A 26,065-nucleotide genomic window follows, 5' to 3' on the forward strand; every position below is an offset into this window, starting at 1 on the left:
GTGATGAATAACGGGTGACGGGCGGGCTCCGGCGTTCGGCTGGTTGCTGGGGGCGCTGGTCGGGTTTCGTGGCGCGCTGCTGATCGGTCGGGCAGCCACAAGGTTCCATGTGGCATCTGGCAGCGGGCTTGGGCAGCCAAATGGTTCCATGTGGCGCCTGGCGGCGGGGCTCCGACGGCCGCAAGGTTCCATGAGGTGCCGGCGAGCGCGGCCGCGCTCCCGCCCCACCTGCAGCGGAGTGCCCTCAACGACCAGCGGCTGATCTCAGACCCAAGCCCGCTTGCCGCGCGCCGCCCAGTAGTCCGCAGCCGGTTCGGCAAGTGCACCCAGCTCGTCCAATGGAACCTCGGCGAGGTCGGCCGCGGCCGCATTGCTCACCACCTGCCCGGCGTCGACGGCTCCGGACAGCACGCGCCACGCCCACGGCTGCGCGAGCGCGGCGGCGATGGCGAGCTGGTCGAGCGGCACGCCGTGAGCGGCCGCGATCGCCTCGGCGGCGACGTCCCCGCCGGGCACCAGCCTGCCGTTGGCCACCGGCTCCTTGACGATCACCCGCGCGCCCGCCGCGGCCGCCTCGGCCAGCGCGGAGCCCACCGAGGGCTCCAGGACGTTCCACGTCGACTGGACGGAGGTGAACAGGGGCGCACCGTCGACCGTCACGGCGATCGCCCTGCGCACGGCGTCGGCCTGGCGCGGGCCGGACGTGGAGATGCCCACGCGCACGCCACGATCCCGCAGCCCGGCGAGCGCGCAGTGCAGCGCGGTGTCGTCGAGCACGCCGGTGTCCAGCGTCGCCGAGTGCACGTGATAGACGGCCGGCCGGGGCCCGAGCAGCGCGGCGGTCTCGGCGAGCTGCGTGCGGAACATCGCGAGCGAGTGGTCCTTGACCTCGTGCACGGCCGCGTCGAGCTGCCAGTCGCCGACGTAGCGATAGCCCCACTTCGAGCCGATCTCGACGTCGTCGATCGCCGGGTGCGCGGCGAGCCAGGACGCGAGGAACTCCTCGGCGCGGCCGTAGGACCGGGCGACGTCGACGTAGCGCATCCCCGCGGCGTACGCCGCGTCGAGCACGGCGTGGCTGCGCCGCCGCAGGTCCTCGACGCTGCGGTGCACACCCAGATCGGCCGCTCGGCCGGACGTGATGTAGGCCGGTCGGGCCACCGCGGCGAGGCCGATCCCCAACCTTGATCCATCCCTGTCACCGACCGTCACGGGCGCGTAGCTTACGGGGACCTGACGTCGCACCAGGGAGCCCGCCGCTGTGAAGAAGTTGATCAACGATCCCGCCGATGTGGTCGCGGAGGCGTTGCAGGGCATGGCCGCAGCCCATCCGGAGCTGCGCATCGACCATGAGAACAAGATCATCTATCGGGGCGACGCCCCGGTGGCGGGCAAGGTCGCGCTGATCTCGGGTGGCGGGTCGGGACACGAGCCGATGCACGGTGGGTTCGTCGGACCCGGGATGCTCGACGCGGCCTGCGCGGGTGAGGTGTTCACCTCACCGGTTCCCGACCAGATGCTCGCCGCCACGCGCGGCGCCGACGGCGGTGCGGGCGTGCTGCACATCGTCAAGAACTACACCGGTGACGTCATGAACTTCGAGATGGCGGCCGAGCTGGCCGTCGCGGAGACGGGCGTCGAGGTCGTGTCGGTGGTCGTCGACGACGACGTCGCGGTGCAGGACAGCCTCTACACCGCGGGCCGCCGCGGGGTCGGCGCCACCGTGCTGCTGGAGAAGATCGTCGGCGCCGCCGCGGACGAGGGGCGCGACCTGGCCGCGGTCGCGGACATGGCGCGCCGGGTCAACGCCCGGTCACGCAGCATGGGCATGGCGCTCACGTCCTGCACGGTGCCCGCCGCGGGGAGGCCCACGTTCGACCTGCCCGACGACGAGATCGAGATCGGCATCGGCATCCACGGCGAGCCGGGCAGACGCCGGGTCAAGGCGATGCCGGCCCGCGACGTCGCCCGCGAGCTGGTGGAGCCCGTTCTCGCAGATCTGGACTTCACCGGAGCCGGCGGCGTGCTCGCGTTCGTCAACGGCATGGGCGGCACGCCCCTGCTGGAGCTGTACCTGATGTACAACGAGGTCGCCAAGCTCCTCGACGCCGCGGGCGTGCGGGTGGTGCGTTCGCTGGTCGGGCCCTACATCACCAGCCTCGAGATGGCGGGCTGCTCGCTCACGCTGCTGGCCATGGACGACGAGCTGGAGCGGCTCTGGGACATGCCGGTGCGCACGGCGGGCCTGCGGTGGGGCGTGTGATCGACGTCGGGTCGCTGCAGCGCTGGATCCGGGCGTTCGCCGACGCGGTGAGCGACAACGAGGCGCTGTTGACGCAGCTGGACTCGGCCATCGGCGACGCCGATCACGGGTCCAACATGGCCCGGGGCATGAAGGCCGTGGTCGCCAAGCTGGACACCGGCCCGGCCGCCGATCCGGGCGCGCTGTTCAAGCAGGCCGGGATGACGCTGGTCAGCACCGTCGGTGGGGCGAGCGGGCCGCTCTACGGCACGTTCTTCCTGCGGATGGCGCAGTCGGCGGGCCCGGCGTCCGAACTGGACGGTCCCGCGTTCGCCGCCGCGCTGCGCGCCGGTCTCGACGGCGTCGTCGCACGGGGGAAGGCGGCGGTCGGCGACAAGACGATGCTCGACGCGCTGGTCCCGGCCGTCGCCGCGTTCGACGGGGCGCTCGCGGCCGCACCCGAGGACATCGCGGGGGCGCTGCGGGCCGCCGCCGACGCCGCGGCCGCCGGTCGCGACGCCACCACACCGTTGCGCGCGCGCAAGGGCCGGGCGAGCTACCTGGGCGAGCGCAGCGTGGGCCACCAGGATCCGGGTGCCACGTCCACCGCGCTGCTGCTGGAGACGGCCGCCGCCACCCTCGGCTGAGGGTGACTCCCGCCCCAACCCCATTGCAGGAAGGCCAGCTTGCCGCAAGATTCTCGCTGCAAGGTGGCCTTCCTGCAACGAGGGGCACGGGGGCAACGGGGCTCGGGGGCCGAAGCATGATCGGATTGGTTGTCGTCTCGCACAGCCACGCGCTGGCGACGGCGGCGGTTGCGCTGGCGCGGGAGATGGCGCCGGGGGAGCCGCCGATCGAGATCGCCGCCGGCCTGGACGCGCACGCCTTCGGCACCGACGCCGTCGCCATCGCCGCCGCGATCACCGCGGCCGACCGGGGTGACGGCGTCGTGGTGCTCATGGACCTGGGCAGCGCGGTGCTGTCGGCGGAGCTGGCGCTGGAGCTGCTCGACGATCCCGGGCGCGCGCTGCTGTGCCCGGCGCCACTGGTGGAGGGGTTGGTCGTCGCGGCCGTCTCGGCGGCAGGCGGGGCAAGCCGTGCGGAGGTCGCCGCGGAGGCCGCCGACGCGCTCGCGGGCAAGCTGGCGCAGCTGGCCCCACCCGCCGAGCCGGGAACTGGCGCCGAGACCGCACCCGCGGTGCGCGGCGCGTTCGTCGTCGCCGATCCGCACGGTCTGCACGCCCGCCCCGCGGCGCGGCTGGTCACGCTGGTGCGCTCGCTCGAGGGCGCCGAGGTGCGGCTGCGCAACACCACCACCGGCTCCGGCTGGGTGCCGGGCGCGAGCCTGTCGCGGATCGCGACGTTGAGCGCCCTGCAGGGCCACGAGATCGAGGTGGCGGCATCCACCGCCGACGCGCTGGCGTCGGTGCTCGCGATGATGGGCGCCGCGGTCGGCGGCGCGCCGCCATCGCCACCGGCGGCCGGGGGGCCGGTCGGGGCCTCGCCGGGCATCGCTGTCGGGAGGGCGTTCGCGGTGCGGCAGCCCGCCGTCGTGATCCCGCAGGCGCCTGCCGGGGACCCCACGGCCGAGCAGGCCGGGCTCGACGCCGCCCGCGACGCCGTCCGGGCCGAGATCGGCGCCTCGGCCACCGTCGCGGGCGCCGAGATCTTCGACGCGCACCTGCAACTGCTCGACGACCCGGCGCTGCTGGACCCCACCGCCGCCGCCATCGCCGCAGGTGCGTCCGCGGGCCGGGCCTGGGCCGATGCGGTGCACGCGGCGGCCGCCGCCTTCGACGCGCTGCCCGACGCCTACCTCGCCGCCCGTGCGGCCGACGTCCGGGCGGTCGGCGACCAGGTGCTGCGGGCGCTCGTCGGGGCGCCCACCGGGCTGGGGCAGGTGCCCGCGGGCGCCGTGCTCGTCGCGCCCGACCTCACGCCCGCCGAGGCGGCGCTGCTCGACCCGGCCGTCACCGCGGGCGTCGTACTCGCCGGGGGCAGCGCCACCGCGCACAGCGCGATCCTGCTGCGCTCCCGGGCCGTGCCCGCCGTGCTGGGAGCGGGACCGGACGTCCTCGCGGTGCCCGACGGCACGCTGCTGGCGCTCGACGGCACCACCGGCGAGCTCGTGATCGACCCGTCGGCCACGGAGGCGGCGACGTTCCGCGCCCGCTCCGGAGCCGCGAGGGCCCGCGCCCGCGCCGCGGCGCAGCACGCCGGCGAGTCCGCGGTGACCCGCGACGGGGTGCAAGTGCTGGTGGGGGCCAACGTCGCGGCGACCACGGACCCGGTCGGTGGCGCCGATCTGGTCGGGCTGCTGCGCACGGAGTTCCTGTTCCTCGGCCGCGCCGCGGCACCCGATGTCGACGAGCAGGTGGCGGCCTACCGCGAGGTCGCCGCGGCGGCGGGCGGCAGGCGTGTCACGCTGCGCACGCTCGACGTCGGCGGTGACAAGCCGCTGCCCTACCTGCCCCTGCCCGCCGAGGCGAACCCGTACCTGGGCCTGCGCGGCATCCGGCTCGCGCGGCGGCGCCCCGACCTGCTCGCCGACCAGCTACTGGCCGCCGTCCGGGTGGCGCACGAGTCACCGATGTCGATCATGTTCCCGATGGTGGCGGTGCTCGACGAGCTCTTCACGGCGCGGGCCGCGCTCGACGCGGCGATCGTCGCGGACGGTCGTGGCACCCCGGCGGGGCTGGAGGTGGGGATCATGGTCGAGGTACCGGCAACGGCGCTGAAGGCCGCGGCGTTCGCGCCCCACGTCGACTTCTTCTCGATCGGCACCAACGACCTCACCCAGTACGCGCTGGCCGCGGAGCGCGGCAACGCCGCCGTGGCGGACCTCGCCGACGCCGTCGATCCGGGCGTGCTGCGCCTCGTCGACGCCGTGTGCCGCGCCGCGGGGGAGCGCGCGCTCGTGGCGGTGTGCGGGGAGGCAGCCGCCGACCCGCTGGCCGCCGCCCTGTTCGTCGGGCTCGGCGTGCGCGAGCTGAGCGTCACCCCGCCCGCGGTGGCTGCCACCAAGCAAGAGGTCCGGACGCTCGACGCGGCGGAGTGCGCCCACCGCGCGGCGGCGGCGCTGACGGCGCCCAGCGCCGCGGCCGTCCGCGCCGCTCACTGAGCTCGCACACACCGCAGCAGCACGGCACACACCGCAGGAGGTGTGTGCCGTGCCCTGGAGGTGTGTGCGAGCTCAGACCTGGGGCGTGATCGCGCTCAGCGCCTTGGACGCCCGCACCGCGGCGGCCAGATCGGCCAGTGCCGCACCGTGGGCCGCCGTCAGCGCCGCGCTGTCGTCGGTCAGGGTGGAGCGGTCGACGTAGGCGCCGTGGTCGAAGTAGATCCCCGGCGAGAGCACCTGCACGGCGAAGAAGCTCGCGAGCACCCCGCGCAGATCGTTGGTGGCCAGGAAGTGATGGCCGCTGGCGCCGGTCAGCACGGTGGCGGCGACCTTGCCCTGCAGGGGAGCGGTGGACTCGCCCCACTTGCCGCGCTCGGTGCGCTCCAGGAGGTCCTTGAGCAGCGCGCTGTAGGTGGCCCGGTAGATCGGGCTGCCGAACACGACACCGTCGGCGCCCTCGATCGCCGCGATGACCTCGTCGACGGGGCTGGCCGACAGCTCCAGCAGCGTGGTGGTGGCACCGGTGGCGGCCGCGCCCGCGAGCACCCCGGCGATCGCGGTGCTGGTGCGCCCGCCCGCCTCGGGGCCGCCGGCGACACCGATGATCGTGACGGTCAACGCGACTCCTCGGGGTCTGCGGTCACGCCGTAGCGGCCGCGGTAGAACAGCAGGGGAAGGCGCGACGGGTCGGCGCCCAGGTCCAGCACCCGCCCGACGGCGATGGTGTGGTCGCCGCCGTCGTGCTCGGCCCACAGCGCGCAGTCCACCCAGGCGCTCACCCCGCTCAGCACCGGCGCGCCCGACGACGGCGCGGGCCGCCACTCCACACCCTCGAACTTGTCGATGCCCGAGCGCGCGAACCCGCGACTGACGTCCTGGTGGTCGGCGGCGAGCACGTTGATGCAGAACGTGCCGATCTCGCGGATCCGCGGCCACGTGGTGGACGAGCGGGCGGGGGAGAAGCTGACCAACGGGGGGTCCAGCGACAGCGACGAGAAGGACTGACAGGTGAAGCCGATCGCCCCGTCCGGCCCGCTGGCCGTGATGACGACGATCCCGGTCACGAAATGACCCAGCACGTCTCGCATGACCACAGGCGAGACCGGGCCGGGTGGTGCGCTACCCGTCATGCCACGACCCTAGGTGCGGTCGCGGCCCATCACCATGTCTTCGGCCACGGAGTGGCGTGTCGGACACCACAACGGATCGGGAAAGCCCACCCGAAGCGGCCGCCCACGTTGGGGTGAAATCGCGGCGGTGTCGGCCGGGTCGGCTACGCAACTGCCGGTGCGACGTGTAGACAACACGTCGACCGGCACCGTCCGCGCTCACGGGGAGCCCAGTGGACGGTGCCGGTCAGGGCAACGTGTCGGTGGAGCGGGTCGATCAGCTGGCGTAGGCGCGCAGCCGGTCGGCCCGCTCGCCGATCCGCAGCTTGGACATGACCTCCCGCTCGATCTGCCGCACGCGCTCCCGCGAGAGCCCGAAGCGGCGACCGATCTGGTCGAGGGTGCGCGGCTGGCCGTCGTCGAGGCCGTAGCGCATGCGGATCACGTGCTGCTCGCGATCCTCCAGCGTGGCCAGGACCCGGCGCAGGTCGTCGTGGAGCAGCCGCGAGATGACCGCGGTCTCGGCGTCGGTGGCCTCGCCGTCCTCGATGAAGTCGCCCAGCGGCGCCTCCTCCTCGGAACCGACCGGCATGTCCAGGCTCACCGGGTCGCGGGCGTGGTCGAGGAGATCGGCGATCTTCTCCTCCGGGATGCCGGACTCGGTGGCCAGCTCCTCGTGGGTGGCGTCGCGGCCCAGCTTCTGGTGCAGATCACGCTTGATCCGCGCCAGCTTGTTGACCTGCTCCACCAGGTGGACGGGCAGCCGGATGGTGCGGGCCTGGTCAGCCATGCCGCGGGTGATCGCCTGGCGGATCCACCACGTGGCGTAGGTGGAGAACTTGAAGCCCTTGGCGTAGTCGAACTTCTCGACCGCGCGGATCAGGCCCAGGTTGCCCTCCTGGATCAGGTCGAGCAGCGGCATGCCGCGCCCGGTGTAGCGCTTGGCCAGCGAGACCACGAGCCGGAGGTTGGCCTCGAGCAGGTGGTTGCGGGCGCGGTGGCCGTCGCGCACGATGGCGCGCAGGTCACGGGCGTACTGCTGGTCCAGCTCGGTGCCCTCGGCGGCCGAGGTGTCGATCACGTGCTGGGCGAAGACGCCGGCCTCGATGCGGCGGGCGAGATCCACCTCCTGCGCGGCCGTCAGCAGTGCGGTCTTTCCGATGCCGTTGAGGTAGACGCGCACCAGGTCTGCTGCCGGGCTCTGCGCGTCGAGGTCTTCTGCGGACAGCTCGGGACGACCGGTGGTCACGGTCTCATCCATGCTGGCGTCATCGCTGCCGAAGTCGGTACGCTCGCTTCGGCGGATGGAGTCGGTACGCTGGCTCGGGATGCTCGGCGCTTCCGACAGGGTTTGCGTGCTCATAGCTGGAGTTCCTCCCCTGCGCGACCCGGGCGGGGCGTTGCTGGCGCCTGCCGCCCGAAGCTCTCATGGGGTAGAACGTGCGCTTCCAGCAGAACGTTCCCGACGCTGCGTGGTGGCGACGCAACTCTCAGCTTGTCCTCAGGAGCTCGTTTCCTCAGGACAGCGCGTAGACGCCCGCCATCAGCACCGGCCAGTCCTCGGCCAGGGCGTTGTGCCCCATGAAGAGCCCCAGATGTCCACCCGTGGCGGTTCGCTGCGTCACGAGTTCCCCGGGGGTACCCACGGCGGCCGCCGCGGCAAACAGCTGGGCGGGCGGTGTGATGTGGTCGGTGGAGCCCGCCAGCAGGAACAGCGGGCAGGTGATGGCCCGCAGGTCGGCGCGCCGACCTGCGATCACGAGGTCACCCGCGATGAGCTCGTTGCGCTGGAACAGGTGCTCCACGAGCCACAGGTAGAAGGCGCCGGGGATGTCCTGGGTGTGTTTGAACCAGTCCTCGAACACCCGGTAGCGCGCCACGTGCGCGTCGTCGGTGATGTTGTTGAGCAGGTCCAGCTGCCGGCCGATCTCGGACTGCGGCTGGATCGCGATGAAGTTGGCCAGCGGCGCCGACCCGGGCATGTTGCCGCCGCCGAGCGCCACGATCGCGCGGTAGGGGGCGAGGCCGAACAACCCGCCCAGCGCACGGGTGGACGAGGCGATCACCGACTCGCCGGCGTGGAAGTCGATCGGCGCCCCGGCGAGCGTGAGCGTGTGCACGCGCTCAGGGTGCAGTGCGGCGTAGATCGCGGCCAGCCAGCCACCCTGGCAGTCGCCGACCAGGTTGGCGCGCCCGCCCATCCGGCGGATCGAACGGTCGATCACGTCGAGGTAGTCGGTGATCGTCACGCCGCGGGTGGCGGTGGTGGCCGGGCGCCACTCCAGCGCGTAGAGCCGGTCGAGCCCGGCGGCGGCGATCGTCTCGAGCTGGCTCTGGCCCGGCGCGAAGTCGATGACGTGGCTGGAGTGCCCGGCCTGCGGGGGCAGCACCAGGGTGGGGATGAGGTCCGGGTCCGCCGTCGCGGGTGAGAAATCACGCAGGTGCGCGAACGCCGTGGTCAGGACGATCTCGTTGGGCAGGTGCCACTGCGGTGCGCGCCGGTCGGCCATGGTGGTCCACCAGAGCAGGCCCCTGGTGGCGAGGCCGGCAGGCGGCACGGCCCCCGTCAGCGCGTCGACCCAAGCCGTACCTGCGGCGCGGGTGACCTCGGCGATCGACCGCGCGCCTGCGGCGGCGTTGTAGGCCGTGAGGTGCTGCATGGCGTCGGTGATCGTCGGTCCGGATTCCCCAGTGGTCACGACCGGCTCCTCCCTGCGGGTACGGCGGCAGTGCCGTACTACTCAACGGTAACTTCTGCTCGGCATGTCAAGCAAGATGGGGACGTGACCGGGCACTCACGTGACCTGGTGCGGGCCACGCTGCCTACCGGTGAGTACACCGTCACCATGGGTACTCATCCGAACCCGGAACCCCTTCAGGAGGCGACGACGTGACCCGTCCGAGTGGCCCTGCCGCGCAGGTGCGACAGGCAACAAGCACGGTGCGCGAGATGCTCGATCCCGAAGGCTTCGCTGCCGCCGTGGACCCGATCGGGTTCGCCGGCGCTCTCGGCGAGGCTGCCAAGGCGCTGGCGCGCCACCCTCTCCCAGTGGCCAGGGCGGCCTCCGCGCTCGCCGCGAGCTCGAGCCGCGCGACGCTCGCCGCGGTGCAGCGCGGGCTGGGCGGCCACAGCGCCGGACCGGCCACGGTGCCGGACAAGGACCGCCGCTACGCCGATCCGGCGTGGGAGGGCAACGCCCTCTACTACCTGCTCCGCCAGGAGCACACGCTCTTCAGCGAGCAGCTGCAGGCCGTCGCGTCGGGGCTGGAGCTCTCGCCGACGGCCCGGCGCAAGATCGATTTCCTGGTCCAGCAGGCGGTCGCGGCCACCGCGCCCGTCAACTTCCCGTGGTCCAACCCGACGATGCTCACGAAGGCGCTGCAGACCGGCGGGCTGAGCCTGGTCCGCGGTGCGCGCAACGCGCTGCGTGATGCGGTGACGAACAAGGGCCTGCCGCGCCAGACCACGCCCGGCCAGTTCGTGCCCGGCCGCGACCTCGCGACCACACCGGGCACGGTGGTCTACCGCAACCGGCTCATCGAGCTGATCCAGTACGCGCCGCAGACCGAGACCGTGCACGCGACGCCGCTGCTGCTCTCGCCGCCGTGGATCAACAAGTACTACATCATGGATCTTGCGCCGGGGAAGAGCCTCGTGGAGTGGGCGGTCGCGCACGGCCACACCGTCTTCATGATCAGCTACCGGAATCCCGACGAGTCCCTGCGTGACGTCACCATGAGCGACTACCTGCGCGAGGGCCCGCTCGCCGCGCTGGACGTGGTGCAGGAGATCACCGGCGCGCCACAGGTCAACGTCGCTGGCCTGTGCCTCGGCGGCACGCTGGCCACGGCCGCGGCGGCCTGGTCGGCGGCCCGCAACGACGGTCGCATCGGATCGATCACGCTGATGAACACGCTGCTCGACTTCACCGAGCCGGGCCTGCTGGGCGTCTTCATCGACGACAAGACGGTGGGGCGGCTCGAGCGCAGCATGCGCCGCACCGGCTACCTGCCCGCGGAGAGCATGAAGACCACCTTCGACATGCTGCGACCCAGCGACCTGCTGTGGAACTACGTCATCAACGACTGGCTGCTGGGGGAGGACCCCGCCGCCTTCGACATCCTCAGCTGGAACGCCGACTCGACGCGGATGCCGGCGGCCATGCAGGCCGAGTACCTGCGCACCTGCTACCAGGAGAACCAGCTCGCCGAGGGCAAGATGGAGCTCGCCGGTGAGCGCCTCGACCTCGCCGCCGTGCGCCAGGACGCCTACGTGATCAGTGCCGAGGCCGACCACATCGCGCCGTGGCGCTCCTCCTACCAGGGCGCCACGCACCTGGGCGGCGACGTGCGGTTCGTGCTGTCGAACTCCGGGCACATCGCCGGTGTCGTCAACCCGCCCTCGTCGAAGTCGCGGCACTGGACGGGCCCGGTCGGCGCGCTGGGTGCCGACTCGCAGCGGTGGCGCGACGACGCCGCCGAGCACCGGACGAGCTGGTGGGAGGACTGGACGCCGTGGATCGCGGAGCGGGCGGGCGAGCAGGTGCCGGCACGCGCGATCGGCAGCGCCGCCCATCCGGGACTCCAGGACGCACCCGGAAGCTACGTGCTGGGCAGCTGAGTGCCGGCCGGGTGTTGGGTGGCTCGCCGGTGCGGTGAGGCGCGATGATGGGCACATGAGTGCGCGACCGGAAGACCCCGTGACCACCGCAGGCTGGTCGGCACAGTTCAACGCGCTCGGCGACTTCATCCGCGCGCAGCGGCAGCTGGCCAAGCTGTCGCTGCGCGAGATGGCCTCGATGACGAGCGTGTCCAACGCCTACCTGAGCCAGGTGGAGCGGGGGCTGCACCAGCCCTCGCTCAAGGTGCTGCACTCCATCGCCGACGCGCTGCAGCTGTCCACAGAGCAGCTGCTCAAGCAGGGCGGCTGGGCCACCGGCGCCACGGACTCCGCGCCCGTCGCCGAGCCCGTCACCGGCACCGAGGACGCCATCCGGGCCGATCCGCGGCTCAGTCCCGAGCAGCGCACGGCGCTGCTGGCCGTGTACCGCAGCTACGTCGCGAGTGCCTGAGCACACACCATCGTTGCTTGACATACTTAACGGCAGTGCGCAGTATGGGTAGCAGGTTCCCCACCCCGAGGAGCTGATCCGATCCCAGGAGGGACGAACCGATGACTGCAGCTACCGACCAGTTCGCCGACATCGCCAACCGCACCCAGGAAGCGGTCACCTCCGCTGTCCGCACGTGGGCCGACACGGTGCAGAGCGTCGCGGGCAACTTCGCGACCCCGCACTCCACGCTGCCCGACGCCGGCGTGTTCGTGGAGCGCTACTTCGACTTCGCGCAGCAGGTGCTCGACAACCAGCGCAAGTTCGCGCAGACGGTGCTCGCCGCCGGCACGCAGGCCGCCGAGTCCGTGACGGAGCAGGTGGCCAAGGCCACCGAGTCCGCCACCGAGCAGGCCGCCCAGGCCGCTCAGAAGGCCACGCAGACCGTCACCGCGCAGACCGTCGCGGCCGGCGAGAGCGTCAGCAAGGCCGCCGAGTCGGTCGTGGGCAAGGCCACCGCGGCCACCACCCGCGCCGCCAAGGCCACGCCGAAGAGCTGACCCGCGGTTCCCCGCAGGAGTAGGCGCAAGCCCCGTCCGGCACGTTCGGACGGGGCTTTCGCGTGCCGGTGCCCTCACACGTCGATGATCACGGTGAAGGGACCGTCGTTCACCGACTCCACCTCCATCCGGGCCCGGAAGACCCCGGTCTCGACGGTGGCACCACGCTCGCGCAGTGCCGCCACCACGGCCTCGACGATCGGGGCGGCCTGCTCGGGCGGGGCGGCCGCGGACCACGTCGGGCGGCGGCCCTTGCGGGCGTCGCCGTAGAGCGTGAACTGGCTGACGACGAGCAGCGGTGCACCGAGGTCGGCGCAGGAGCGCTCACCGTCGAGGATGCGCAGCTCGTGGAGCCTGCGGGCCATCGTGGCCGCGGCCTCGGCCGGATCGTCGCGGTGCACCCCGAGCAGCACCAGCAGGCCCGGCCCGTCGATCGCGCCCACGACCTCGCCGCCCACCCGCACCGAGGCGCGCGTCACCCGCGCCGCGACGGCCCTCACGGCACCGGCACCAGCAGGCCGTGGCGCACGAACTCGCGCACCGCGGGCAGCGTCGCGGCCACCAGCTCGTCGGCGGGGCGGTCGTGGGCGAACGACAGCAGCTCCACCAGCTCGCCCAGCGCGAGATCACCGCGGCAGCCGGCCAGCAGCGCCACAGCGGGCTCGTCGATCTCGTGGCGCCAGCGGGGCCCGTCCAGCCGGGCGACGGCGGCGCCGACCTCGGTCCAGCCGATGTCGTCACCCGTGCCGGGCTCGGCGTAGCGCTCCAGCACCACCTGCGGCCCGACGGCGAGCCGCGCGCCCAGCAGCGCCTCGTCGGCGGCATGGGCGCGCAGCCATTCCACCCGGTCGAGCCAGCCCTGCGCCTCGAGCCCGAGCGGGTCGTCCACAGCGCCCGCCATGTCCTCGAAGACGACGGTGGGTGCGCCGCCGGTGCGGCGCAGCGTGATCAGGCCGAAGCCGATGCCCTCGACGCGCTCGCGCTCCAGCCAGTCCAACCAGCCCCCGGCCTGCTCGCGCGCCGTGGGGGAGGCGAGGTCGAGCCCGGCGTCGCGCTGCCAGGTGCCCACGTGCAGTGCCGGGTCGGCGACCTCGCGCTGCAGGATCCAGGCGTCGACGCCGTCGGGGAGCCAGGAACGCACCCGGTCCGGCCAGTCCTCGCCCTCGACGTGCAGCCAGGACCCGAGCAGCTGGGCCACCCCACCGGGCTCCAGGTGGCCGGGCAGGTCACGGATGAGCGCGCCGAGCGCGTCGTCGCCACCCTGCCCGGAGTCGCGGTAGACGTAGTCGATGCGCGGCGGCCCCGGCACGAACGGCGGGTTGGACACGATCTGGTCGAACCGGCGCCCGGCCACCGGCTCCAGCCACGGCCCCTCCAGCAGCTCGACGTCGAGCCCGTTGAGGGCGAACGTGGAGCGGGCCAGCGCCAGCGCGCGCGGCGCCAGGTCGGTGCCGGTGACGCGCGCGGCGTGGCGGCCGGCGTGCAGGGCCTGCACACCGCAGCCGGTGCCGAGGTCGAGCAGCGTGCCCACCGGGCGCCGGACGGTGGCGGCGGCCAGCGTCAGCGACGCCGCCCCCACGCCGGTGACGTGGTCGCGGTCCTGGCGGCGCAGGTCGAGGTCCGAGAGCACCCACCACTCCGCCTTCTCGGTGCCGTCGGAGTCGTCGCCGTAGGGCCGCAGGTCCAGCGCGGCGCGCCAGCCGTCGCCGTCGCGGCGCAGCAGGCCGGCCTCCGCGGCGGCGGCAGGCGTCAGCGGGGCGAGGACGGCGGTCACGGCGGCGTCGGGCTCGGTGGTGCCGAGCAGCAGCAGCCGCACGAGCACGGCGAGGTCGTCCGGGCCTGCCGCGGCGCGCAGTGCCGGCACGACCTCGTCGCGGGCGAGCGCGCTGTGCGCGCCGGGTCCGAGCAGCTCGCGGACCCCGTCGGTGGTGTAGCCGACCCGCTGCAACGCCGTGCGCAGCGCATCCGCGGAGGCGGGGGACAGGTTGGGCAGCATCCGATGATCGTGCCGCGCCGGGTGTGGGCGGTCGGCAGGGGGCCAGGAATGCAGGGGGCCACGAATGTCGGGGGGACCTGCCACGATCGATCCCGTGGGGAGATGGGAGTCGTGGTGGTGGCGGGTCGAGCCGGGCCTGGCCGCTGTCGCGCGGGTCGTGGGGTGGGTGGCGGTCTCGGGAGCCGTCCTGCTCTGGGGGATCACCATCATCGGCGAGGGTGCGGTGCTCGACGAGCGCGGCGTCGTGGCCGTGGGCACGGTGGTCGATCGTCACGAGTGGGGCGCGACGGCAGCTGGGGATAGTGGGAACACCGAGCTCACCATCGCGTTCCAGGCGGTCGACGGCACCCGCCACACGTTCACCGGGGGCGGCACCGAGCCCACCGGGGCCACCGTCGAGCTGGTCTACGACCCGATGCACCCGGCCACCGTGATCCGCCAGGCCGCGGGAAAGCGGGTGTTCACGGGCATCGTCGTCACCACGGCCGGGGCAGTTCTCGCGCTGGGAGGGGCCTGGCCGGCGCGGAGCGGGTGGAGTCATGTGTGGCGGTCGCGGCGCCGTGCCAGTATCAGGCCATGACCAGGGAGGCCGGCATGACGAGGACACTGGCGCTCGCGCAGGACGCCGAGGCCGACGCGCTGCTCGACCGCGATCCCCTCGCGCTGCTCATCGGGATGCTGCTCGACCAGCAGGTGCCGATGGAGCACGCGTTCTGGGCGCCCTCGGAGCTCGCCCGCAGGCTGGGCCGCGATCACCTCGACGCCCGCGAGATCGCCGGGTACGACACCGACGCGCTCATCACGATCTTCGCGACGCCGCGGGCGCTGCACCGCTACCCGAAGTCGATGGCCGGCCGGGTGCAGACGCTGTGCGCCGCGATCGTCGAGCAGTACGACGGCGACGTCACCACGATCTGGCGCGATGTCGTCGAGGGCCGGGAGCTCTACGCCCGGCTCGTCGCGCTGCCGGGCTACGGACCGCAGAAGGCGCAGATCTTCACCGCCCTGCTGGGCAAGCAGCGCGGTGTCACCCCCACCGGCTGGCGCGAGGCCGCGGGTGGCTACGGGGTCGACGGCGTCTACAAGTCGGTGGCCGACGTCGTGGATCCGGAGTCGCTGGGCAAGGTCCGCGCGTTCAAACAGGCGGCCAAGGCCGCAGCCAAGGAAGCCGCGGCCGGCAAGGGATAAGCTCGTTCTGTGCACCAGGTCCCCACGGCCCGCCGCGACATGCGGATCATCGACGCCGATCAGGTGTGCGACGCCACGGCCGTCCTCGCCGACGGCGCGCAGGTGCAGCATGCCGCCGCGGTGCTCGACGCGCTCGGCGACGCCAACCGGCTCTCGCTGCTGCTGGCGCTGCACCATGCCGGCAACCTGTGCGTCTCCGACCTGGCCTTCGCCGTCGGTATGAGCGACAGCGCCGTGTCGCACGCGCTGCGGCTGCTGCGCGCCCACGGCATGGTCGCCGCCCACCGCGAGGGCCGGCTCGTGCGCTACAGCGTCACCGGGGATCTCACGATCCGGCTGCTCGACGTCGTGTCCGAGGGTGTGGTGGGCGACGTCGCGCTGCACCGCAACGCCGCCCCGCACTGAGGACGTGGCCCGAACCCGGCGCGCGGTGGCGACCGGCGGGTGGCACCATGAGGCGCGAGGCGGTTCCCGGGCGGGTGCAGGTCGTCCCCGGGACGCTGGGTAGGCGCCGCGATCGCGCCAGCGAGGAGTTTCCGTGACAGAGGCCGAGCGTCCCGTGGATCCGGTACTGATCACGGATGCACCCCGCTCGTACGAGGACGAGCTGGCCACCCGCAAGCGCCGCTACAAGATCATGATGGGGCTCCGCATCCCGCTGATGATCCTGGCCGCGATCTGCTACCAGACGCCGTGGCTGGCCGTGACGTTCCTGGTGCTGTCCATCCCGCTGCCGTGGATGGCCGTGCTCATCGCCAACGACCGGCTGCCGAAGAAGTCCGAGGACCCCAACCGCTACAAGGGAGACCGCCCGCAGCTCGAATCCCGGTCACACCCGGTGATCGACGGCTGACCCTCCAACCGTCGAGAACGCACCTATCATGATCAAAAGGGCTATTTGATCACGACAACGTCGTTCTCGACGGGGTGGGGGTTGCCGAGGGTGACGGGCGCGCGCCCAGTGCGCTCACCGCCGCTGCTCCTGCGGCGCACCCTGCCCGCAGCGCGGCCTCGGGGTCCGCGCCGCGCAGCCGGGCCAGCAGCACCCCGGCGTTGAACGCGTCGCCGGCGCCCGTCGCATCCACCACCTCGACGGCGGGGGCCGCGACGTTCCACGTCCCGGCTCCGTCCTGCCAGGTGGCGACGCCACCCGCGGCCGTGCTGGCCACGGCACCGACCGACCGTCGGACGGCCGCGATCCCGCCGAGCGCGGCCAGCTCCGCCGCGTTGGGCAGCAGCAGGTCGACGCCGCGCACCAGGTCGAGGAACGCCGGGCCCAGCGCCGGCGCGACCTGCGGATCGACCGACGTGCTGAGCCCGGCCGCGCGGGCCGCCGCGAGTGCCGCGATCCCCGCCGGCCGCGACGACGCGTCGAGCAGCACGTAGCCCGACAGGTGCAGGTGGGTGGCGCCCGCCGGGTCGGGGAGATCGGCGGGGGACAGGTACGCGGCCGCACCCCGGTCCGAGAGCAGCGTGCGGTCGCCGTCGTGCAGCAGCGCCACGACCGTGCAGGTGGGGTGCTGCGGGTCGACGGCCAGCGCGGTGTCGATGCCGGCGGCCGCGAGCTCGGCGGCGGCGCCGCGCCCGGCCGCGTCGTCACCGACCCTGGCCACGAGCGTGACGGTCGCGCCCAGGTGTGCCAGCCAGGCCGCGGTGTTGGCCCCCGCACCCCCCGCCGTCGTGCGGATCCGGGCGCGCACATCGGCACCCGGCACAGGTGTCGCCAGCGGGGTGACGAGGACGTCGGCGGCCACGTCACCGACGACGAGCACGCGCCCGGTCACGACGCCAGCGCGACGGCCACCTGTGCCGCGAGCACGACGTTGGCCTTCACCAGCGCGAGGTTGGTGTGCAGGCTGGCACCCCCGCTGCCGGCGTGGAAGTGCTCGAGCAGCGCGGGGGTGACGTCCTTGCCGGTGATGCCGCGCTCCGCGAGCAGCATGAGCCCCTCGGCGAGCAGCCGGTCGTGCAGTGCCGCGTCGAGCTCGTCGGCGGCCGGGACGGGCTGGGCCAGCACGGCCCCGGCGACCCCGCCGAGCGACCGGTGGGCCCGCCACACGGCGGCCACCTCGGCGGGCGAGTCGACGCGCCACGGCACGGCGTGTCCGGAATCACGGCGGTAGAAACCGGGGAAGGAGTCGGTGCCGTAACCGAGCACGGGGACGGACTCGGTCTCGAGCACCTCGAGCGTGGCGGCGACGTCGAGGATCGACTTGACCCCCGAGCAGACGACGAGCACGGCGGTGGCGGCGAGCCCGGCCAGGTCGGCCGAGACGTCCCAGGTGTCGCGGGCCCCGCGGTGCACCCCGCCGAGGCCGCCGGTGGCGAACAGCTCCACCCCGGCGATGCGCGCGAGCGCGGCCGTCGCGGCCACCGTGGTGGCGCCGTCGCGGCCGAGCCCGACGGCGACACCCAGGTCACGCACGGACAGCTTGACCAGGTCATCACCGCACACGCGATCGAGCTCGGCGGCCGACAGCCCGACCTTGGGGACGCCGTCGAGCACGGCGACGGTGGCCGGGACGGCGCCGTGGGCACGCACGGCGGCCTCCAGCTCGTCGGCGGCGGCGCGGTTCTGGGGTGCGGGCAGCCCGTGGGCGAGCAGCGTGCTCTCGAGCGCGACGACGGCGCGCCCCGCGGCGAGCGCCTCGGCGACCTCGGGGGACGTCCGGACGGGGCCGGCAGGCGGTGCAGCGATCATGGTGGCAGCAGCCTACCTGCGGCCCGGGACGGGGGACGTATCATGTATCCATGGCCACCCAGGTGCTGCCCGACGTCGAGACCCGCCCCGAGGGCACCGACTCAACGGGCACCGACGAGCCCAAGATGTTCCACTACGTCAAGAAGAACAAGATCGCCGAGAGCGCAGTGCTCGGCAACATGGTGCAGGCCTTGTGCGGCGAGACCTTCCCGGTCACCCGCTCGCCCAAGCCCGGTTCGCCGGTCTGCCCGGATTGCAAGAAGATCTACGAGTCGCTGCGCCCCGGCAAGGACTGAGGACGGTCAGGGCTGAACGCCACCGCAGCACACCCAGCATCACACCCGGCATCACACTCAGCCCGCCGCGCCGTTCGTGGCTGGGCGTACGACCGACTCGTGGCCGGGATGACCACCGGCTGGTACCGCGAGGTGCTGGGCCGGCTGCCCGAGCGGGCCCGCCTGCTCGACGTCGGCATCGGCACCGGAGCGGCGCTGGCCGGCTGCGCCGACCTCGTGCGGGAGCGCGAGCTGCGCATCGACGGCCTCGACATCGACGCCGACTACCTGCAGCGCTGCCACCGCAACCTCGCCAGGGCCGGGCTCAGCGGCCGGGTCGCGGCGAAGCTGGCGTCGGTGTACGACCACACCGACGGCCCGTACGACGCCGTCTACTTCTCGGCCAGCCTGATGCTGCTGCCCGATCCGGCGGGGGCCATCGCGCACGTCGCGAAGCTGCTCACACCGGGCGGCAGCGTGTTCGCCACGCAGACGTTCCACCACCACCGGTCACCGGTGCGGGAGCGGCTCAAGCCGCTGATCCGCCACTTCACCACCATCGAGTTCGGGCGCGTCACCTACGAGGACGAGTTCCGCGGCAGCTTCGCCGACGCGGGTGTCGACATCGTCGAGATGCACACCATGAAGTCCAGCAGGCAGTCCTCGTTCCGGCTCGCCGTCGCCGCCGCACCGATGGTGTCCCACGGCGCGGAGTGCGTCGACTATCCCTGCCCCGACTGCTCAGGCGAGGAGGAAGCGGTCGACGACCGGCGCGAGCTCGACAGCCTCCGTCAGGAGCGCTAGGTGCCCGCCGCGGTAGACGTGTAGCCGGGCCCCCGGGATCCCGCGCGCCATGATCTTGGCATTGACCAGCGGGATGATCGGGTCGTCGTCGCCCGCGAGGATGAGGGTGGGACGGCGGATGAGGCCCAGCGCGGGCAGGCTGCTCCAGCCGGCGCCCGCCAGCAGCTGGTAGTAGTAGCCGCGCTGCGGGCCCCGCCGCGAGTAGTTGTGCAGCACCGCAGCGGCCCGCTCGGGGTGCTCGCGCATCGTGCCGCCGTAGATCTGCCCGGCGATCGTGGTGGCGTAGGCGGCGTCGCGGTGTCGCCGCGGGGTCAGCATCTTCGCCAGCACCGACGGGCGGGCGGGCACCATGAGCGAGCCCATGCCGGTGGCGGCCAGCACCACCTTGCGGCAGCGGCGCCGCTGCGTCACCGCGAACTGCTGGGCGAGCCCGCCGCCCCAGGAGAACCCCATGACGTCCACGCGCTCGTAGCCCAGCCGCTCCACCAGCGTGCCGACGACCGACGCGAACGTCGACATGTGGTAGGGCACCACCGGTATGGGCGACCCGCCGATGCCGGGCACGTCGAACCGGATCACCTCGAGCCCGGGTGGCAGCTGGTCGACGAACGGCTGCAGCAGCTCCAGCGGGGCCCCGATGCCGTTGAGCAGCACCAACGGGGTGCGCGACGGCCCGGCGCCGGACGCCCGGCGCACCGACACACGCAGCCGGCGCCGCCGGACGGTGAGCTCGAACTCCTCGGCGGCGATGCCCGTGCCCGTCATCGGGCCAGCACGTAGTCGCCGGGCGCCGGGGTGATCGCGTGCAGCCCCCGCCCACCGAGCTCCGGCGGAGCGTCGCGCAGTGCGCCGCTGCGCGTGCTGAGCCAGCTCAGGTGATCGGGCCACCACGAGCCCTTCTCCGTGGCCGCAGCGGCCAGCCAGCGCTCGGGATCGGCGGGTGTGGTGGGCCCGACCCGGAAGCTCGCCTTCGGATTGCCCGGCGGGTTCACCATCGATGCGATGTGGCCGCTGGTGGAGAGCACGAACCTGCTGGACCCGCCCAGCAGCTGCGTGGTGCGGTAGCAGGACTGCCAGGCGCACAGGTGATCGGCGATGCCGGCGATCACGTAGGTGTCGGTGTCGACCTTCGAGAGGTCGACGGGCGTGCCGAGCATCGTGGCCTCGCCCGGGGTGACCAGCGCGTTGCGCAGGGCGACGTCGATGAAGTCGCGGTGCAGCCCGGCCGTCATGCGGGTGGTGTCGGCGTTCCAGAACAGGATGTCGAACGCCTTGGGCGGCTCGCCGCGCAGGTAGCTGGAGACCCAGTAGTTCCAGATCAGGTCGTTGGGCCGCAGCCAGGCGAAGACCTCGGCCAGCGTGCGCCCGTCGAGGTAGCCCTTCTTCGCCGACGCCGCTACGGCGGCGCGCGCGGTCTCCGGGTCCATCAGCGCGCCGGTGGTGCCGGCCTTCTCCTGGTCGAGCACGGTGACGGCGAACGTCATCGACGCCACCCGGTGCAGCTCGTCGGTGGCGGCGAGGTGGCCCAGCAGCATCGAGGTGATCATCCCGCCGGAGCAGAAGCCCATCAGCGCCGTGGACGGCGTGCGGGTGATCCGCTCGCACGCGCTCATCGCGTCGAGGATGGCCTGGCCGTAGGTGTCGAGGTCCCAGTGGGCGTGCTCGGCGCCCGGGTTGCGCCACGACATCAGGAACACCTGCTGGCCGCCGCGGACGAGGTTCTCGACGATGCTGCGTCCGGGGGCGAGGTCGGCCACGTAGAACTTGTTGATCGTGGGCGGCACCACCAGCACCGGGAGCTCGCGCACCTGCTCGGTCTGGGGCAGGTACTGGATCAGCTCGAAGACCGGCGTGCGCAGCACCACGGCACCCGGCGTCGCGGCCATGTCGACGCCCACGGTGAACGCGTCGGGCTCCACCATCGACGGCACCCGCGGCGGTGCGGACATGTCGTCGATCAGCCGTTTCGTGCCGCGCACCAGGCTCGCGCCGCGGGTGTCGCGCGCCGCCTGCAGCGCCACCGGGTTGAGCAGGCTGTTGCTCGGTGCGAGCGCGTCGGCGATGTTGCCGACGGCGAACATGACCCGCTCGTGGTCGGCCCAGTCGAGCTCTGCGTCGGCCACGAGGTCGGTGACGGTGGTGCTGGCCGCGAGATGGGCCTGCACGAGCCTGCGCAGCACCGGGTTGCTCGACCAGGCAGGCGCGGCGTAGCGCTTGTCCTTCGGGTTCGGGGCGACCGCCGAGCGGCCCACCGCGATCCGCGCCAGCTCGGTGGCGAGACCGGCCGTGCGGCGCGCGACCGTGACCGGGCTGCCGGCCAGCGCCGCCACCGTGCGCAGCGCGGGCAGGGCGGGCAGCATCCGGCGCAGCGGGCCGAGCGCACCGTCGGTGAGCAGCATGTCCAGGCCGGTGGCGACGTCGGCGTCGGCTCCCGTGCTCTCGGAGGTCGAGTGGGTCACGTTGGCTCCTTCTCGACGGCGGGTGCTACCCGAACGCTCTGGCCGGGATCAGCTTGGGTGGTGGCGGTGGGTGCTGGCAAATCCGGAGCGGGTGAATCCGCGGCCGGGGGCGCCTCCTCGTGGGGTGGCCACCAGCGCTGCCATCGGCGCTGCTCGGGCAGCGGCCGCGGCCACACCTCCTGGATCGCGTTGTTGAGGTGGGCGCCCAGCACGATCGAGAGCCCGAGCAGGAACGCGAAGAGCAGGAACGCGATCGGGGTGGCGAGCGCGCCGTAGGTGTAGCCCGAGCTGATCAGCACCGCGATGTAGAAGCGCAGGCCGGTGGTGGAGGCGATGAACACGACCATCGCGAGCAGCGCGCCCGGCAGCAGCCGCCGCCACGGCAGGCTCAGCGGCAGCGCCACCTTGTAGAGCGCCGTGAGGACGACCACCAGCAGCAGCCCGGTGCCCGGGTAGTAGAACGACGCCATGGCCTGCACCGCGGCCGGTCGCCACGCGGCCGGCAGGACGTCGGGCAGCAGGTCGGGCCCCAGCGCGATGATCGGCAGCGTGAACACGGCCACCACGAGCGCCAGCAGGTAGACCAGCAGCGAGAAGATCCGCTGCCACACCGGGTGGCGCACGAGCTTCTGGCCATGGGCGTCGGTGATCGAGTCGATGATCGAGGCCACCGCGGACGACCCGGCCCACAGCGAGATCACGAACCCGATCGACACCACGTCGGCGCGCCCGGTGGTGAGGATGCTCTGCGCGGTCGGCGCGATGATCTGGTCCACGACGTCGGAGGTGAACACCCGCCGGGCGAACCCGATGATGCCGGTCTCCACGGTGGTGACCGTCTCGGGCCCGAACCAGCCCCCGACGAAGCCCAGCGCCCCCAGCAGGCCCAGGAACAGTGGCGGGAGCGAGAGCGCCTGCCAGAACGCGGCCTGCGCGGAGTGGGAGAAGATGTCGTCGTCCCAGGCCTTGCCCAGCGTCCGCCGCGCGACGCGGCCGAGATCGGCGCGGCCCAGCGTGGCGCGCCGGGGTGGGCGCCGGGGTGGGGACGCCGGTCCGGCGGTCGCTGCGGAGGACGCGGGCTCGGTGGGGGTCATCGCCTCTCCAGGATGCTCCCCGCCCAGGAAGGTCCACGCATGGTGGACGCGCGGCGGGCCGGGCGGGTCATGACGCGTCGGCTGAGGCGTCCCGGTTACTCTGGCCGACGCCCCGAGAACGCCGAGCACCGGATGGCTGCCAGGGGCCCCGCACCGAGGCGGGTGCCCGAGCAGGGCCGATCATCTGCCGTCGAGATGTCAGGGAGTTGCGTGTCCCAGGCCCAGCAGATCGCTCCGTCGGCACGTCCGCTGCGAGCGTGGCAGCGCAGCGCGCTGGCCCGCTACCTGGCCGCGGCGCCCCGCGACTTCCTCGCGGTCGCCACGCCCGGCGCCGGCAAGACGACGTTCGCGCTGCGGGTGGCCGCCGAGCTGCTGGCCGACCGCGTGATCAGCAACATCACGATCGTCACCCCCACCGAGCACCTCAAGCACCAGTGGTCGGCGGCGGCCGCCGCGGTCGGGATCGCGATCGACCCCGACTTCCGCAACTCCACGGGCGCCACGTCGTCGGACTACACCGGCATCGCCGTCACCTACGCCGGCATCGCGGCCCACCCGCTGCTGCACCGCGCCCGCACCGAGAACCGGCGCACGCTGGTGATACTCGACGAGGTCCACCACACCGGCGACGCCCGGTCCTGGGGCGACGCGGTCAAGGAGGCCTTCGAGCCCGCCACCCGGCGGCTGACGCTCACCGGCACGCCGTTCCGCAGCGACGACAACCCGATCCCGTTCATCGACTACCTGCCCGACGCCGAGGGGGCGCTGCGCAGCCGGGCCGACCACAACTACGGCTACGCCGAGGCGCTGGCCGACGGCGTCGTGCGGCCCGTGGTGTTCCTGGCCTACTCGGGCGTCTCCAGCTGGCGCACCAGCGCGGGTGAGGAGATCACCGCCCGGCTGGGTGAGCCGCTCACGGCCGAGCAGACCGCCCGCGCCTGGCGCACCGCGCTCGACCCCGGCGGCGAGTGGATCCCGGCGGTGCTGGAGGCGGCCGACCGGCGCCTGACGGGGCACCGCAACGGCGGCATGCCCGACGCCGGTGGGCTGGTGATCGCCACCGATCAGACCACCGCACGGGCCTATGCGGCGATCCTCACCGAAGTGACAGGTACCGCCCCCGTCATCGTCCTGTCCGACGAGCAGGGAGCCTCGGCGCGGATCCAGCGCTTCTCCGAGTCCGAGGACCGCTGGATGGTGGCCGTCCGGATGGTGTCCGAGGGCGTCGACGTCCCGCGGCTCACCGTGGGGGTCTACGCCACCAGCGCGTCGACGCCGCTGTTCTTCGCCCAGGCCGTCGGCCGGTTCGTGCGGTCGCGACGCCCGGGGGAGACGGCGTCGGTGTTCGTGCCGAGCGTCCCGGTGCTGCTGGGGCTCGCGAGCGAGCTGGAGGCCCAGCGCGACCACGTGCTGGGCAAGCCGCACCGCGCCGACGAGCAGTGGGACGACGAGCTGCTCGCCCAGGCCAACCGGCAGGAGGACGAGCCGGGGGAGGACGAGAAGGCCTTCACCGCGCTGGAGGCCCACGCCGAGCTCGACCAGCTCATCTACGAGGGCACGTCGTTCTCCGCCGACGAGGAGGACTACCTGGGCCTGCCCGGGCTGCTGGAGCCCGACCAGGTGCGCACGCTGCTGAGCCAGCGCCAGAAGGAGTGGCTCTCGCGCTCACAGCGCAAGAGCGCCGCCGCGGCGCCGCCCGTGGTCGCGCCGCCCGTCGAGCGGGTGCAGCTGTCGGTGCGCGAGCAGATCAACAAGCTCCGCAAGGAGCTCAACACGCTCGTGGCGCTGCACAACCACCGCACCAACAAGCCGCACGGCAAGATCCACGCCGAGCTGCGGGCCAAGTGCGGCGGACCGCCCACGGCGATGGCGAGCATCGAGCAGCTCGAGGAGCGGATCGCCACCCTGCGCTCCTGGCGCTAGGGCCCGCGCACCCCGGACATGCGACAGGGCGGGAACCACACCGGTTCCCGCCCTGTGATCGCATCGTCGTGGTTACTGGACCTCGGCCTGCACTTCGCGGAGCTTGTCGGCGTGCGCCTTGGCGTGGTGGCCGCAAAAGAGCAACTCACCACCCGAGGGGAGTACCGCGCGAACCTTGGCTGCAGCCCCGCATCGGTCACAGCGGTCTGCAAGGGTCAACTCGGGCCGGGTCAGGGTTCCTGGCTGCATAGCGGTCTCCCTCCGTCGCGGTTCCGGGTAAGCCCCGGAGCCACTTGCTGTGACGACCGCTTGCGCGGTGCGCCCACTCTTCCCAGACGTACAGCACCCCTGCGATGTTCCCGGGGTCCGACGCGACCATCATCACGTCCGGCACCGGAATCGACGTCCGTGGGCCTTCGGCGAGTTGCCGCCTCGACGCCTCGGTGTCACCGCAGATTCAGTTGACTACGAGTGAATGATGCGGCGCGCCGGGTGACACCGCAAGGGATGGCTTGTGAACATCACTTTGCGGCCGATTACCGTATGGAGTTGTGACGACAGGCGTGCGGAGTCGGGTTCCGGCTCCGGCGCTGTTCGTGATCGGGGCCGTCTCGATGTATCTCGGTGCGGCGCTGGCCGTTGGTCTCTTTGATCGTTTGTCGCCGTCCGTGGTGGCCGTGTTACGGGTTGTCGGTGCCACGATCGTGTTGATCCTGTGGCGGCGTCCGGGACGGGCCGCGTGGCGCCGTGACCGGCTGCTCCGGGCCGCCGGGTTCGGCCTGGCCACCGCGTTGATGAACGTGGCGTTCTACGAGGCGATCGCCCGGCTGCCGCTCGGCACCGCGGTGGCGATCGAGTTCTGCGGCCCGGTCGCGGTCGCGGCGCTGTCCTCGCGCCGTCCCCGCGACGTCGTCGCCGTGGTGCTGGCCGCCGCCGGTGTGGCGCTGATTGCGGATGTGCGCTGGTCAGGGAGCCCTTCGGGGGTGTTGTGGGCCCTCGCGGCCGCGGCGCTGTGGGCCGCCTACATCGTGCTGGGGAAGCGGGTGGCGAGCGCCGGCAACGGGTTCGACGACCTGGCCGTGGGCTTCGTCGTGGCCTCGGTGCTGTGCTCCCCGCTGCTGCTGCTCGGCGGTCCGGCCGGCCTCGCGCCACTGGCCGACCCCGTTGTCGTGCTCGTGGCGGTCGGGGTCGGCGTGGCGTCCAGCGTCGTGCCCTACGTCCTGGACCAGGTCGTGCTGCGCCGTGTCGGGAGGGCCCGTTTCGCCGTGCTGCTGGCGCTGCTGCCGGCCACCGCGACGGTCGTCGGCCTCGTCGCGCTGGGCCAGTTGCCGAACGTCTCCGAGGGGGTGGGGATCGCCGCGGTGATCGCCGCCGTCGGGCTGCGCTCGCGCGACGGCGATCCCGTGGGCCGAACGTGAGGGCCATCACGCAGAGTAATACCCGAAGGTGCAACGCTCCGTGCGCGAAACCAGCACCGGTCGGGTGACGGCGCGGCGCTCGGGTGAACCCGCAGTGGATCGTGCCGGCGTGTCGCGCCGCTGA

The 26,065-nt window shown here is 73.0% G+C and carries 26 protein-coding genes; 14 read left to right on the top strand and 12 right to left on the bottom strand.

The annotated features are described in order from the left end of the window. Positions 1 to 264 precede the first annotated feature (264 nt). Positions 265 to 1,182, bottom strand: a complete 918-nt coding sequence (locus ACFPFQ_RS12900) for an aldo/keto reductase (protein WP_379618235.1) — start codon at positions 1,180 to 1,182, stop codon at positions 265 to 267. Between the two features lie 79 nt (positions 1,183 to 1,261). On the opposite strand from ACFPFQ_RS12900, the gene dhaK reads away from it, so the two are divergent. From dhaK to ptsP, 3 genes are all read left to right on the top strand, one after another. Continuing rightward, entirely contained in the window at positions 1,262 to 2,263 is a 1,002-nt protein-coding gene (gene dhaK, locus ACFPFQ_RS12905; protein ID WP_379618237.1) for a dihydroxyacetone kinase subunit DhaK, read from the top strand. After that, on the top strand, positions 2,260 to 2,889 hold the full coding sequence (dhaL, locus tag ACFPFQ_RS12910) for a dihydroxyacetone kinase subunit DhaL (protein WP_379618239.1): 630 nt from the start codon (positions 2,260 to 2,262) through the stop codon (positions 2,887 to 2,889). The genes dhaK and dhaL overlap by 4 nt, the downstream gene beginning before the upstream one ends. A 116-nt stretch (positions 2,890 to 3,005) precedes the next feature. Beyond that, positions 3,006 to 5,363, top strand: coding sequence for a phosphoenolpyruvate--protein phosphotransferase (gene ptsP / locus ACFPFQ_RS12915; RefSeq protein WP_379618241.1), 2,358 nt, complete (start codon positions 3,006 to 3,008; stop codon positions 5,361 to 5,363). Between the two features lie 72 nt (positions 5,364 to 5,435). On the opposite strand, the gene ACFPFQ_RS12920 is transcribed toward ptsP, so the two are convergent. From ACFPFQ_RS12920 to ACFPFQ_RS12935, 4 genes are all read right to left on the bottom strand, one after another. Continuing rightward, entirely contained in the window at positions 5,436 to 5,981 is a 546-nt protein-coding gene (locus ACFPFQ_RS12920) for an NAD(P)H-dependent oxidoreductase (protein ID WP_379618243.1), read from the bottom strand. Further along, positions 5,978 to 6,493 carry a flavin reductase family protein gene (locus ACFPFQ_RS12925; RefSeq protein ID WP_379618245.1) on the bottom strand — a complete coding sequence of 172 codons (516 nt, stop codon included), beginning with the start codon at positions 6,491 to 6,493 and terminating at the stop codon, positions 5,978 to 5,980. The genes ACFPFQ_RS12920 and ACFPFQ_RS12925 overlap by 4 nt, the downstream gene beginning before the upstream one ends. A 256-nt stretch (positions 6,494 to 6,749) precedes the next feature. Then, complete coding sequence (locus ACFPFQ_RS12930) at positions 6,750 to 7,733, bottom strand: sigma-70 family RNA polymerase sigma factor (protein WP_379618247.1); 984 nt, start codon at positions 7,731 to 7,733, stop codon at positions 6,750 to 6,752. Between the two features lie 256 nt (positions 7,734 to 7,989). Beyond that, positions 7,990 to 9,171 carry a DUF3141 domain-containing protein gene (locus ACFPFQ_RS12935; protein WP_379618249.1) on the bottom strand — a complete coding sequence of 394 codons (1,182 nt, stop codon included), beginning with the start codon at positions 9,169 to 9,171 and terminating at the stop codon, positions 7,990 to 7,992. Positions 9,172 to 9,422: 251 nt separating this feature from the next. On the opposite strand from ACFPFQ_RS12935, the gene ACFPFQ_RS12940 reads away from it, so the two are divergent. The 3 genes from ACFPFQ_RS12940 to ACFPFQ_RS12950 all read left to right on the top strand — a co-directional run bounded on the left by ACFPFQ_RS12940 (position 9,423) and on the right by ACFPFQ_RS12950 (position 12,083). Next, entirely contained in the window at positions 9,423 to 11,093 is a 1,671-nt protein-coding gene (locus ACFPFQ_RS12940; protein ID WP_379618251.1) for a PHA/PHB synthase family protein, read from the top strand. Positions 11,094 to 11,148: 55 nt separating this feature from the next. Continuing rightward, a complete protein-coding gene (locus ACFPFQ_RS12945; protein WP_379618253.1) occupies positions 11,149 to 11,544 on the top strand; it encodes a helix-turn-helix domain-containing protein in 396 nt (131 codons plus the stop codon). Positions 11,545 to 11,645: 101 nt separating this feature from the next. After that, positions 11,646 to 12,083: a hypothetical protein gene (locus ACFPFQ_RS12950; RefSeq protein WP_379618255.1), complete on the top strand. Its 438-nt coding sequence runs from the start codon at positions 11,646 to 11,648 to the stop codon at positions 12,081 to 12,083. Between the two features lie 74 nt (positions 12,084 to 12,157). Here ACFPFQ_RS12950 and dtd read toward each other — a convergent pair whose 3' ends face one another. Next, positions 12,158 to 12,583, bottom strand: a complete 426-nt coding sequence (gene dtd, locus ACFPFQ_RS12955; RefSeq protein ID WP_379618256.1) for a D-aminoacyl-tRNA deacylase — start codon at positions 12,581 to 12,583, stop codon at positions 12,158 to 12,160. After that, positions 12,580 to 14,079 carry a DUF7059 domain-containing protein gene (locus ACFPFQ_RS12960; protein ID WP_379618257.1) on the bottom strand — a complete coding sequence of 500 codons (1,500 nt, stop codon included), beginning with the start codon at positions 14,077 to 14,079 and terminating at the stop codon, positions 12,580 to 12,582. The genes dtd and ACFPFQ_RS12960 overlap by 4 nt, the downstream gene beginning before the upstream one ends. A gap of 94 nt (positions 14,080 to 14,173) precedes the next feature. Here ACFPFQ_RS12960 and ACFPFQ_RS12965 point away from each other — a divergent pair, with 94 nt between their 5' ends. The 4 genes from ACFPFQ_RS12965 (at position 14,174) to ACFPFQ_RS12980 (ending at position 16,120) form a co-directional block, all read left to right on the top strand. Continuing rightward, positions 14,174 to 14,659: a hypothetical protein gene (locus tag ACFPFQ_RS12965; RefSeq protein WP_379618259.1), complete on the top strand. Its 486-nt coding sequence runs from the start codon at positions 14,174 to 14,176 to the stop codon at positions 14,657 to 14,659. 14 nt (positions 14,660 to 14,673) lie between these two features. Beyond that, positions 14,674 to 15,267 carry an HhH-GPD-type base excision DNA repair protein gene (locus ACFPFQ_RS12970; protein ID WP_379618261.1) on the top strand — a complete coding sequence of 198 codons (594 nt, stop codon included), beginning with the start codon at positions 14,674 to 14,676 and terminating at the stop codon, positions 15,265 to 15,267. Positions 15,268 to 15,276: 9 nt separating this feature from the next. After that, entirely contained in the window at positions 15,277 to 15,672 is a 396-nt protein-coding gene (locus ACFPFQ_RS12975; protein WP_379618263.1) for a helix-turn-helix domain-containing protein, read from the top strand. 133 nt (positions 15,673 to 15,805) lie between these two features. After that, positions 15,806 to 16,120 (top strand): DUF3099 domain-containing protein, encoded by a 315-nt coding sequence (locus ACFPFQ_RS12980; protein WP_379618265.1) that lies wholly within the window; start codon positions 15,806 to 15,808, stop codon positions 16,118 to 16,120. Positions 16,121 to 16,169: 49 nt separating this feature from the next. On the opposite strand, the gene ACFPFQ_RS12985 is transcribed toward ACFPFQ_RS12980, so the two are convergent. Together ACFPFQ_RS12985 and ACFPFQ_RS12990 are read right to left on the bottom strand one after the other, a co-directional pair. Then, a complete protein-coding gene (locus ACFPFQ_RS12985) occupies positions 16,170 to 17,051 on the bottom strand; it encodes a carbohydrate kinase family protein (RefSeq protein ID WP_379618267.1) in 882 nt (293 codons plus the stop codon). Then, positions 17,048 to 17,968, bottom strand: coding sequence for a pseudouridine-5'-phosphate glycosidase (locus tag ACFPFQ_RS12990; RefSeq protein ID WP_379618269.1), 921 nt, complete (start codon positions 17,966 to 17,968; stop codon positions 17,048 to 17,050). Before ACFPFQ_RS12990 ends, ACFPFQ_RS12985 begins: the two co-directional genes overlap by 4 nt. Before the next feature lie 50 nt (positions 17,969 to 18,018). On the opposite strand from ACFPFQ_RS12990, the gene ACFPFQ_RS12995 reads away from it, so the two are divergent. Together ACFPFQ_RS12995 and ACFPFQ_RS13000 are read left to right on the top strand one after the other, a co-directional pair. Beyond that, entirely contained in the window at positions 18,019 to 18,264 is a 246-nt protein-coding gene (locus ACFPFQ_RS12995) for a DUF3039 domain-containing protein (RefSeq protein WP_379618271.1), read from the top strand. A 108-nt stretch (positions 18,265 to 18,372) separates the two neighbouring features. Beyond that, complete coding sequence (locus ACFPFQ_RS13000; RefSeq protein WP_379618419.1) at positions 18,373 to 19,047, top strand: class I SAM-dependent methyltransferase; 675 nt, start codon at positions 18,373 to 18,375, stop codon at positions 19,045 to 19,047. Here ACFPFQ_RS13000 and phaZ read toward each other — a convergent pair. From phaZ to ACFPFQ_RS13015, 3 genes are read right to left on the bottom strand one after another with little or no spacing between them, the layout of a single operon-like run. Continuing rightward, a complete protein-coding gene (gene phaZ, locus ACFPFQ_RS13005) occupies positions 18,985 to 19,812 on the bottom strand; it encodes a poly(3-hydroxyalkanoate) depolymerase (protein WP_379618273.1) in 828 nt (275 codons plus the stop codon). The two genes, ACFPFQ_RS13000 and phaZ, sit on opposite strands and share 63 nt — an antisense overlap. Further along, positions 19,809 to 21,506: a PHA/PHB synthase family protein gene (locus ACFPFQ_RS13010; protein ID WP_379618275.1), complete on the bottom strand. Its 1,698-nt coding sequence runs from the start codon at positions 21,504 to 21,506 to the stop codon at positions 19,809 to 19,811. The genes phaZ and ACFPFQ_RS13010 overlap by 4 nt, the downstream gene beginning before the upstream one ends. After that, entirely contained in the window at positions 21,503 to 22,600 is a 1,098-nt protein-coding gene (locus tag ACFPFQ_RS13015) for a YihY/virulence factor BrkB family protein (protein WP_379618277.1), read from the bottom strand. Before ACFPFQ_RS13015 ends, ACFPFQ_RS13010 begins: the two co-directional genes overlap by 4 nt. 195 nt (positions 22,601 to 22,795) lie before the next feature. Here ACFPFQ_RS13015 and ACFPFQ_RS13020 point away from each other — a divergent pair, with 195 nt between their 5' ends. Next, entirely contained in the window at positions 22,796 to 24,523 is a 1,728-nt protein-coding gene (locus ACFPFQ_RS13020) for a DEAD/DEAH box helicase (RefSeq protein WP_379618279.1), read from the top strand. Positions 24,524 to 25,137: 614 nt separating this feature from the next. Next, on the top strand, positions 25,138 to 25,941 hold the full coding sequence (locus ACFPFQ_RS13025) for an EamA family transporter (RefSeq protein WP_379618421.1): 804 nt from the start codon (positions 25,138 to 25,140) through the stop codon (positions 25,939 to 25,941). The last annotated feature ends 124 nt before the right edge of the window (positions 25,942 to 26,065 follow it).

Source organism: Pseudonocardia sp. GCM10023141 (assembly GCF_042653605.1).